Consider the following 11,016-nt stretch of genomic DNA (forward strand, 5'->3'; position numbering starts at 1 on the left):
ATCACCTAATAGCTGACGGATAATAGAGTCCATGCTTGTAAATATCATCCGGACTCGCCTGCAGAGCGTGCTTCAAAAACGTCCTCCAGGTTTTGGTGGTCGCTGGGGCAAGCGCGCCCTCATTCTTGCCGGCGTCACCATGGCTTTTTTTGTATTTGGACATCTTGGGGTGCGCTTTGTTCTATGGCCACAGATTGAGAAATCAAAGCCCACCATAGAGCACTTAATAAGTGCTCGCTTGGGCACCAATGTCACGATGGATGATGTCCAAGTATCCTGGACTGGAATTCGACCAAACTTTGTGATTCAAGGTTTGCGATTCAATAGCGCAAGTACCTCCACCCCGCCCTTGCTCATTGAAAATATTAGCGGGCAACTAAGCTGGCTTTCTTTCTATTATTTAGCGCCCTATTTTCACGAGATCACTATTGATCAGGCGCAGCTATACGCACAGCGAGATGCAAAAGGCATCGTTTCGATTGCCGGAATTCCGATTCAAGGCAATGCTGATAATTTTTCAACCGGAAACTGGTTACTCGCTCAAAACAATATCCAAGTTAACAATGCCAAAATTTATTGGGAAGACCAACAAAGTCGAAGGCTAAAAACCGCCATTGATATTCAAAGCTTCCGCTTAATCAACGGCATTCGCAGTCATGAAGGCCAGCTCATCACCAAAACCCCTTGGAGTCCAAGTCCAATCAAACTCGAAGCTGACTTTGTCCATCACCTTGGTGGCCAGGCGGGTAATTGGCGCGACTGGGTCGGAAGTGTTTCATGGGATTTTGCTGACCTCAAGCTCAGTCAAATTTCCAAAGACCTGAGTCTTCCAATATATGACCTGGGTGGCAAAATCAACTCTAAGGGCAGCCTGAAGCTTGATGGGGGCAATGCTAATGGCGGGCAAATGTCCTTAATAGCTGATCAGCTCATAGTGCAACTAAATAAGGATGAGGATCCCCTTGAGTTTGGCAGGCTAGAGACAGAGCTAATCCAGGACACAGATGATGGCTTAAATTCCCTCACAACAAAAACCTTGGCATGGCGCAATATCGATAGCCTACAAACTGCGTCACTTGAAAAATTAAGCCCAATTACTTTTCGTTGGCGTCCACCAAAAGATGGCGGTGAGATCAAAGAGTTTGGCTTCTCATCACCAAAAATTCAATTGGAAGATATTGCACTCTTTGCGCTAAATCTTCCCCTGCCAAAAAAGATTCATCAATGGATCAAAATTTCTGAAGCAGATGGTGAATTACAGAATGTAGATATGAATTGGTCCGAAAGCCAATCCGCTCTATCTGCTTTACCCATTCCAGGAAATTGGTTTTCCTCCAACAAACTCGACTTCACTATTAGTGCAAAGCTCAATGATATTAGTTTCACTGGAGTCAATAAATCGATGCCCTCGGCTTCACATTTGTCTGGCAACTTAGTGAGTAATCAAAAGCAAGGTAACTTCACGCTGGACTCTAGAAATCTTGAGTTAGAAATGAGCGATTTTTTATCCGCTTCTGAAATTCAATTGGACAGCGCAAAAGGTGAGATTAGTTGGTCCAAGCAAAAAGGTGGCTGGCTAGTTAATGCTAAGAAATTGCAGCTCAGTAACTCTGAAATCACCACCAATTTTGATCTTAGCTATCTGATCGGCGCCCCCAAACAACCCGACCAAATGACACTTGATATGGAGTTTGTTAAAGCCAAATTAGCAACAGCGCATCGCTATCTGCCAGTTGGAATGGATAAAGATAGCCGCCTATATTTAAGCAAAGCCTTTGAGTCTGGGGAGATTCAAAATGGCACTTTGCACATTAAAGGTGATCCTAATCAAGCGCCCTACCCGGCAGGCAGCGCGGGAGAGCTCAATTTAAGCTTACCTTTCTCCAAAGCAAGCTTCAAGCCAGCTCCTCTACTACCAAAAAGCCAAGGGGTTTGGTCAGCACTCAACAATGTCAGCGGCAGTATCAATATGAAACAAGCAGTTTTGAATATTGATGTTGATAAAGCAAGCTATAAAACGGTGGGTATCACCAAGGTTAAAGCACAAATTCCGGATCTCAGCGCTAAAAATCTAGCCTTACTCATCAATGGCTCCATTCAGGGGGATGGCTCTGAAGTCCTCGAATACTTATTTGCATCACCTGTAGGAATTGCGCAAGCCAACTTAGCCAAGAATCTCTCCCTTAAAGGCGCCGTAAATGTGGGTCTTGACTTAAAAATTCCGCTATCTGGAAGTAATGATGTCAACTTCGATGCAAAAATTAATCTTCCCGGAAATCAAGCGCAATGGGGGCAGGTTCCTCCCCTAGAAAATCTGAAGGGCAAGATTCGCATTACTGAAATTAACCCAGAGTTTGATAACGTCACTGCAAACTTTTTGGGTGGCGACCTCAAGATTACCAGTGCCCCCTCATCAGCAGGTAACACTAGCTTTAGTATCGGGGGCGACATCAATGCTAGCTTCATCAAAGATTACATTTCAGGAAATTTAAGATCTCGAGCACACCCAGCACTCCTGACTGCGATGAGTGGATCGGCTAAATACGAAGGCCTGATCAACTTTAATAAAGCAGGCAGCCAAACCAAACTCAATTTTGATTTACGCAATTGGGCAAGCTCTGCCCCCTCACCCGCTAAGAAATTAGCAGGAACTCCTATGTTGGGAGAGCTCAGCCTAAACATTTACCCAGCCAGCAAAAATAGTTTAGTGCGTGCAGATTGGTCTGGAAAATTAGGAGGGCAATATTTCCTTCAGGGAAATCTCAATTCGGCTAATGAAGTAAAAAATGCAGTCGGCTTTGGGTCTCCAACGCCATTACCACAGCAAGGCATTTCACTACACTTAGCAAGCAATGAACTAGATCTTGATCAGTGGGTAGAGTTTTTGGGAGCAGGAAAATCAAAAGGGAAAACGAATGAAGTCAATCCGTCAAATACTCCCGAGGAAGATATTCAAGTCTCTGCTCAAGTTAAGAAATTAATTGCCCTAGATCGCGAGTGGGCTGATGTCAGCATACAGTCTCAGAAAAAAAATATTGCTTGGCAACTGCGCTTAAATTCACCCCAAATTGCTGGACAACTGCAATGGCAACCCAGCAGTACTGATCACCCTAGTGGATTTGTTTCTGGAAGACTTGCACGCTTAAAAGTTCCAGATCAACGCACTTTTCAAGACTTAACAGCTAAGGAAAGTGCGCTACAAAAAGCGGCCCCCCTCAAGACCCCAGTCGATCCAAATGCTATCCCCAGTCTAGATTTAACGATCGATGATTTGAGTTGGACAAAGGCGCAGCTTGGTGCCGTAAAGATCAAATCCAAAACCAGTCGTGATCTCATGAGGCTTGAGTCAATGCAAATTAATAACCCTCAAGGCAATTCCATCATCAAAGGTCAGTGGCAGGCTCGCACCCCAAATAATTCTGAACTGAGCTCATTTACAGCAGACGTGAATATTAAAGATGCGGGACAGATTATTGCTCATTGGAGTAACTCTAAGTCGGTAGAAGGTGGTGAAGGAAAGCTCAATGCCTCACTCTCATGGTCTGGGTCACCCTTTTCTCCAGTCTATGATTCTCTTGCTGGCAAAGTTAGCCTAGACCTTGCCAAAGGCCGCTTACTAGAAGTCAATTCAGATGGAGCCAAGTTACTGGATGTTCTGAGCCTACAAAGTCTCTTTAGGTTTGCAACCTTTGATCTAAAAGGTAGTTTAGGAAATTTAGCAACCAAGGGAACGCCCTTTAATTCGATTGCTAGTAACTTTGAAATTGCGCAAGGAGTTGCACAAAGCAAACAATTCACCATGATTCTTGATCAAGCTCGAGTTGCTATGACGGGGCAAATCAATATCGCCAAAGAAACTCAAGATCTCCGCATCACCATCTTTCCCACAATTGACGCCACTGCAGGCTCACTAGCAGCATTTGCAATTAACCCCATCATTGGCCTAGGAGCAGTATTAGGGCAGTACCTCATCACAAATCAAATTAACCGTACCATGCAGACAGATTATTTGGTTCAGGGCTCATGGGAAAATCCGGAAGTGGTTCCGCTAGATCAAAAGGGTCAACCACTCGATGCTAAAACTTTAGAGACAATTCGCACTAAGAATCTTTTGAAAGAGCAAACAAAACCAAGCTCCCCTAATTCCGCTCCTGCAAGTCCACCCGCAAACCAAAACACCCCCGCTCAAATGCCAGGTTAAATAGATGAACGCACTAAGCAATGCTTCTGAACTCAACATAGCATCAATTCAAATGGTGTCGACTCCCAATCTCAATGAAAATCTTGAGACTGCAGCTCGCTTAATTAAAGCCGCTTCAGATTGCGGAGTACAAATTGCCGTGTTGCCGGAATATTTTTGCTTAATGGGATTGAGGGATACCGATAAGGTGCATGCACGCGAAGCGGCAGGGTCTGGCCCAATTCAAGAGCGTCTTGCCGCGATTGCAAAAGAAAATAATATCTATTTAGTTGCAGGGACTATTCCCCTAGAGGCTAAAGAATCCAATAAGGTCCTCAATACCTCCTTAGTGTTTAATCCTCAAGGCGAACAAATCGCTCGTTACGACAAAATTCATTTGTTTGGTTTTCAAACTCCAACGGAGCGTTACGAAGAATCTGAAACGATTTCAGCGGGCAGTCAACCAGGCCAATTTGTAATCCAGCTTAATGAAGTGGAGTGGCGTTTTGGCTTAAGTATTTGTTATGACTTACGTTTTCCAGAGCTATACCGCGCCCTTGGCCAAGTGGATTGCCACATTATCCCAGCTGCATTCACCTACACCACCGGCAAAGATCATTGGGAAATTCTTCTGCGCGCTCGTGCAATTGAAAACCAATGCTATGTCCTAGCTTCAGCACAAGGTGGTATTCACTTGAATCAACGGCGTACCTGGGGCGAGAGTATGCTGATTGATCCATGGGGGGAGATATTGAGCAATCTTCCTGAAGGTGAGGGTTTTATAGAGGGCAGGCTCAGCAAAGATAAATTAAAAGAGGTACGCTCTAAGCTACCTGCACTAAAACACCGCAAGCTTTAATACAGAAAGTTCAGCAAAATTAAGATGAGAGCACCAGAAGCATTATTTCCAAGTGATTGGACTCAGCCCAAGAAACAGGCCGACCTTCTCAAGCTGGCTAAATCCATTTTGCTTGAGCCAACCGGCCTCTCTGAGCAAGATTTGCATCACACCTTTGGCAATATGTTTACCCATCAGCTTGATGATGCAGATCTTTATTTCCAACATACCCGTAGCGAGAGCTGGAGCCTGGAAGAAGGTATTGTGAAATCCGGCAGCTTTAGCATTGACCAAGGCGTTGGTGTGCGCGCAATCTATGGGGATAAGACCGCTTTTGCTTACTCGGATGAAATTAATTTAGAGGCTCTGAATAAGGCAGCCAAATCTACTCGAGTGATTGGACCCCAAGGTGGCACACGTGCGGTTGCAAGCAAAATCTTTACGCCAGTTTCCAATGGACTCTATTCAGACTTAAATCCCTTAGATTCACTAGCTCCCCAAGAAAAGATTGCTTTACTTGAGGGCATTGAGCGTCGCGCAAAAGCACGTGACCCGCGCATCATTCAAGTGATGGCTAGTTTGGCTGGTGAGTTTGATGTGGTGCTCGTAGTTCGAGCGGATGGCCTATTGGCAGCTGATGTCCGCCCACTAGTACGGGTATCAGTTCATGTGATTGCCGAGCAAAATGGTCGCCGCGAATCCGGGTCTTCAGGAGGCGGCGCTCGTCATGATTACCACTACTTCAATACGGAACTGATCAATCAATATGTTGATGAGGCTGTTGATGGCGCACTGATTAATCTGGATTCTCGCCCTGCCCCAGCAGGTCCAATGACTGTAGTGATGGGGCCGGGATGGCCTGGAGTATTGCTACACGAGGCAGTAGGTCACGGCCTTGAAGGCGACTTTAATCGCAAGGGCTCTTCTGCTTTTGCCGGCTGTATTGGGCAGCGAGTTGCTGCTAAGGGCGTTACCGTAGTTGATGACGGAACACTTTCTGGTCGTCGTGGCTCACTCAATATCGATGATGAGGGTACGCCTACCCAATGCACCACCTTGATCGAAGATGGCATTTTGAAGGGTTACATTCAGGACAGCCTGAATGCCAGACTTATGAACATGCCCCTCACAGGCAATGGACGGCGCGAGAGTTTTGCTTCCTTACCGATGCCCCGCATGACCAATACCTATATGCTGGCCGGCAAGGATGATCCTCAAGAAATCGTAGCCAGCATTAAACGCGGCCTTTATGCAGTCAACTTTGGAGGCGGTCAAGTTGATATTACTAGCGGTAAATTCGTATTTTCAGCCTCAGAGGCCTATTGGGTAGAAAATGGCAAAATTCAATATCCCGTCAAAGGCGCAACCATCATTGGTAGTGGCCCAGAGTCCTTAAAACAGGTCTCTATGATTGGAAATGACCTGAAATTAGACGGCGGTATCGGGGTTTGCGGCAAGGAGGGTCAGAGCGTCCCTGTGGGCGTTGGACAGCCAACTTTACGTATTGACAGCCTGACTGTCGGAGGAACGGCTTAATACGGCTTAAAATAGCCGGATGAGCCAACAAAATACGAATCCCGCAAACTGGTACGCTGCCGTTGATAAAACGTCAGATACGGATGATCAACGCATTCACAATATTACTGTTCTGCCGCCACCAGAGCATTTGATTCGCTTCTTCCCGATCGCTGGAACACCTACAGAAGCACTCATCAGCAAGACACGTAAAAAGATTCGCGACATCATTCATGGAAAAGATGATCGCCTGCTGGTGATCATCGGACCCTGCTCGATTCATGATCCCCGTGCAGCACTAGAGTACTGCCAAAGACTACTCGCAGAGCGTGATCGCTTTTCGAGTGAGCTCGAAATTGTGATGCGCGTCTATTTTGAAAAGCCACGCACAACTGTTGGCTGGAAGGGTTTAATTAATGACCCGTACCTAGATGAGAGCTATCGCATTGAAGAAGGTTTGCGAATGGCTCGCCAAGTATTGATGGAAATTAATCGCCTTGGCATGCCAGCAGGTAGCGAATTTTTGGATGTGATTTCCCCGCAATATATTGCAGACCTGATTTCTTGGGGCGCTATTGGTGCACGCACAACCGAGAGCCAAGTACACCGCGAACTTGCCTCGGGCCTCTCTGCACCAATTGGATTTAAGAATGGCACTGATGGCAACATCAAGATCGCTACTGATGCCATTCAGGCAGCCAGTCGTCCACACCATTTCTTATCTGTTCATAAGAATGGTCAAGTATCTATTGTGGAAACTAAAGGTAATAAAGACTGTCACGTTATCTTACGTGGTGGCAAAGAGCCTAACTATGAAGCGAAATATGTTCAATCAGCTTGCTCTGAGCTAGAAGCAGCCAAGCTTCCAGCTAGTTTGATGGTTGACTTATCGCACGCTAACTCCAGCAAAAAACATGAGCGTCAAATTGTAGTGGCAGAAAATATTGCCGAACAAATTGAATCCGGTTCAAAGCAAATTTTTGGCGTCATGATTGAAAGTCACCTTCATGATGGTGCACAAAAATTCTCGCCTGGAAAAGACGATCCAAACAAATTAGAATATGGCAAGAGTATTACGGATGCTTGCATTAACTGGGAAGACTCAGTCAATGTATTGCAACGCTTGGCTTTAGCTGTAAAGAACCGCAGAAAAGCAAAGAAATAATGAGGTAAGAAAATAAAGTGAGACTGCTTTATTAATCCTAAAAGAGACTAATTTAATTAGTCTCTTTTTTTTCGTGCTTCCATAAAACGTCTTGACCACCCGCTGCACGATTAAGTACCCGCGCTAAAACAAATAATAGATCTGATAAACGATTGACGTATTGACGCGGAGCATCGTACAAAGGCTCCTCCCAGCCCAAACGCACAATTGATCTCTCTGCCCGTCTGCAAACTGTGCGACAGACGTGAGCCTGAGAAGCTGCGCGGGTGCCACCTGGAAGAATAAATTCAGTCAGGGGAGGTAAAGTTGCATTGAATTTTTCCAGCCAAATATCCAGCTGGGCTACTTGCTCTGGCTTGAGTAGGGTGTAATTGGGAATGCAAAGCTCCCCACCTAAGTCAAACAAATCATGCTGAACTTGCAAAAATAGGTCTTTGAGCTCCTCAGCAAGACTCTCAGGGATCGATTCAGTCATCAAAACCCCGATTTCGGAGTTCAATTCATCTACATCACCCATCGCGCAAATGCGCAAATGATCCTTTTCCACCCGGCTACCATCGCCAAGCCCGGTCATACCAGCATCACCAGTTCTGGTGGCTATTTTTGAAAGTCGATTTCCCATAAAACTAATTATAGGTAAATGGCTAAAATGATTCCTATGAATATGGTGACCCCACCCCCCGAACTCGCGGCTATTACCGCCCTGCAATCCAAATTGGTATCGGCCCTGCGCCCCATCCTCCCTGAATATGCCTTGTTATGGGAACCTGAGGACACGATTCCTTATGAATGCGATGGCCTAGCAGCCTATCGACGCATGCCCTTAGCAGTAGCCCTGCCAGAAACCGAGGAGCAAGTTGCTCAAATTCTGAAGATTTGCTTTGCGATGCAGGTGCCCATCGTCCCCCGTGGATCTGGTACTGGTCTATCGGGTGGCGCCATGCCGATCTCCCAGGGCCTGGTGCTTTCACTAGCCAAACTCAAAAAGATCATCAGCATTGATCCGTTCACCAGAACTGCAGTTGTGCAGCCGGGCGTTCGTAATTTAGCAATCTCCGAAGCGGTGGCCCATCTTGGACTGTATTACGCCCCAGACCCTTCCTCGCAGATCGCCTGCTCTATTGGTGGAAATGTCAATGAAAACTCTGGTGGTGTGCACTGTCTCAAATACGGCCTAACACTTCACAACGTTTTAAAAGTGCGCGGCATCTTGATGAATGGTGAGATTGTAGAATTTGGCAGCCTTGCACCTGACTCCCCAGGACTCGATTTATTAGCAATCGTGATGGGTAGCGAAGGCATGCTTGCTGTAGTGACTGAAGTCACAGTAAAGCTGGTTGCTAAACCCAAGCTGGCGCGCGTCATCATGGCTAGCTTTGACGATATCGAAAAGGGTGCCGATGCAGTTGCGGCCATCATTGCTGCCGGGATTATTCCAGCCGGCCTGGAGATGATGGACAAAGCCACCACGCGCGCAGTAGAAGAATTTGTTCATGCGGGATATGACCTTGAAGCAGAAACCATTCTGCTCTGCGAATCCGATGGTACGCCTGAAGAGGTTGCAGAAGAAATTGAGCGCATGACAAAAGTTCTAGAGCAAGCAGGCGCTAGCGGTATTCAGATTTCTCAAAATGAAGCGGAGCGCCTGAAGTTTTGGAGCGGTCGTAAAAATGCCTTTCCAGCAGCCGGTCGCTTGGCAGCCGACTACTACTGCATGGATGGCACTATCCCACGCAGAAATATTGGCACCCTACTCAGACGCATACAAGGCATGGAAAAGAAATATGGCCTTGCCTGCTTAAACGTATTTCATGCAGGTGACGGCAACATGCATCCCCTCATTTTATTTAACGGCGCCGATCAAGAAGAGTGGCACCGCGCTGAAGAATTTGGTACTGAAATTTTAGAGGCCTGTGTTGAGCTTGATGGCACGATCACCGGTGAACACGGCGTTGGTATTGAAAAAATTAACTCCATGTGCATTCAATTTGGTGAAGGTGAACGTGAATCATTTTGGGGCGTTAAATCTGCATTTGATCCAGAGCGCTTATTAAATCCCGATAAAGCTATTCCTACTTTGAATCGATGCGCTGAGTATGGTCGCATGCGGATTAGTGGTGGCAATCTACCGCATCCTGAGTTGGAGCGCTTTTAATGTCCACAACTAGCAATGCAAATATTGACTTATTTCACGAGCAAATTCTGGCAGCAGTTAAAAATAAAACGCCTTTATCGATTGAAGGTGGTGGCACAAAGTCTTGGTATGGGAACTCCAATTCTTATACCAAGTTAGATACCCGTATTTACTCTGGGATTCTGGAATACCAGCCTGAAGAGCTAGTGATAACTGCATGCGCGGGTACACCACTAAAAGAAATTGAAGCTGCTCTAGCTGAAAAAAATCAAATGCTGGCATTTGAGCCGCCCCACTTTGGTGAGGGCACAACTTTTGGTGGAGCGATTGCCGCAGGCTTAGCAGGCCCAGGACGCATTAGTGCGGGTAATTTACGTGATTTTGTTCTAGGCGTTCGCATTCTTGATGGTAAGGGCCAAGACCTCTCCTTTGGTGGCAAGGTGATGAAGAACGTTGCGGGATATGATGTCTCGCGCTTATTACCCGGATCATTGGGGACCTTGTCGCTGTTGTTAGAGGCCTCTGTAAAAGTATTACCGCGACCAGCTGCCACAATATCTCTTCGTTGCAAGATTACCCAAGTACGTGCATTACGACTCGTAAATGAGTGGGCAGGGCAGCCTTTACCGCTCTCAGCAAGTTGCTGGATCGGCAGCCCAATAGGCGGCGACGGTGAACTCACCATTCGCTTAAGCGGTGCCGCTGCTGCAGTTAAAGCAGCGATTCCGATCATGGGCGCAGCTGTCAATGCTAGCGAATTAGACCCTCAAGTTGCTACGGAATTTTGGACCGCCTTGCGCGAACAGCAGTTAGCTGTATTTTCAAATCTTAATAGTGATGAGACTTTGTATCGTCTCGCGCTTCCAGCTGCCTGCGGACCGCTCACTCTTGAAAATATCAGTGGTGATATTGCTTTGGAATGGCATGGCCAGCAACGTTGGTTAAAGGCGCTGGGCGATGATGCTACTTATGCATCCATCAAGGCCTTAGCTAGTGCTCATGGCGGGCATGCAACCCGTTTTAAGCAAGGCGACAATATTGATCCAGGCAAGCAACGCTTTACCCTTTTGAGTGAGCAAGTGCACTCAACTGCTTTAGAGGCAGTGCAAGCACGCCTCAGAACCGCCTTTGATCCTGCAGGCATATTTGCTACTTCACGCCTTCCTTAAGCTTCTTTTTTAGCG

General features: G+C 46.5%; 7 protein-coding genes. 6 read left to right on the forward strand and 1 reads right to left on the reverse strand.

The genetic code is table 11. The features are described 5' to 3' along the window. The first annotated feature begins 31 nt into the window (after positions 1–31). Genes ICV89_RS09320 through ICV89_RS09335 form a run of 4 tightly spaced genes read left to right on the forward strand, consistent with a single transcriptional unit; the run spans position 32 to position 7,698 of the window. Entirely contained in the window at positions 32–4,201 is a 4,170-nt protein-coding gene (locus ICV89_RS09320) for a YhdP family protein (protein WP_251370829.1), read from the forward strand. A 4-nt stretch (positions 4,202–4,205) separates the two neighbouring features. Continuing rightward, positions 4,206–5,039, forward strand: a complete 834-nt coding sequence (locus ICV89_RS09325) for a carbon-nitrogen hydrolase family protein (protein ID WP_215308382.1) — start codon at positions 4,206–4,208, stop codon at positions 5,037–5,039. 24 nt (positions 5,040–5,063) lie between these two features. Then, entirely contained in the window at positions 5,064–6,554 is a 1,491-nt protein-coding gene (gene tldD, locus ICV89_RS09330) for a metalloprotease TldD (RefSeq protein WP_251370830.1), read from the forward strand. A 19-nt stretch (positions 6,555–6,573) separates the two neighbouring features. Then, entirely contained in the window at positions 6,574–7,698 is a 1,125-nt protein-coding gene (locus ICV89_RS09335; protein WP_215308383.1) for a 3-deoxy-7-phosphoheptulonate synthase, read from the forward strand. A 52-nt stretch (positions 7,699–7,750) separates the two neighbouring features. Here the strand turns inward: ICV89_RS09335 and ICV89_RS09340 are convergent, their stop codons facing one another. Next, positions 7,751–8,320, reverse strand: coding sequence for a cob(I)yrinic acid a,c-diamide adenosyltransferase (locus tag ICV89_RS09340; RefSeq protein WP_215308384.1), 570 nt, complete (start codon positions 8,318–8,320; stop codon positions 7,751–7,753). Between the two features lie 42 nt (positions 8,321–8,362). Between ICV89_RS09340 and ICV89_RS09345 the strand changes: the two genes are divergently transcribed. Then, positions 8,363–9,853 (forward strand): FAD-linked oxidase C-terminal domain-containing protein, encoded by a 1,491-nt coding sequence (locus ICV89_RS09345; protein ID WP_251370956.1) that lies wholly within the window; start codon positions 8,363–8,365, stop codon positions 9,851–9,853. After that, the gene (glcE, locus tag ICV89_RS09350; RefSeq protein ID WP_215308386.1) at positions 9,853–11,001 is read left to right on the forward strand and encodes a glycolate oxidase subunit GlcE; all 1,149 of its coding nucleotides are present in this window, start codon (positions 9,853–9,855) and stop codon (positions 10,999–11,001) included. The genes ICV89_RS09345 and glcE overlap by 1 nt, the downstream gene beginning before the upstream one ends. The last annotated feature ends 15 nt before the right edge of the window (positions 11,002–11,016 follow it).

The sequence above is a fragment of the Polynucleobacter sp. Adler-ghost genome (genome assembly GCF_018688495.1).
Taxonomy (GTDB): Bacteria; Pseudomonadota; Gammaproteobacteria; order Burkholderiales; family Burkholderiaceae; genus Polynucleobacter.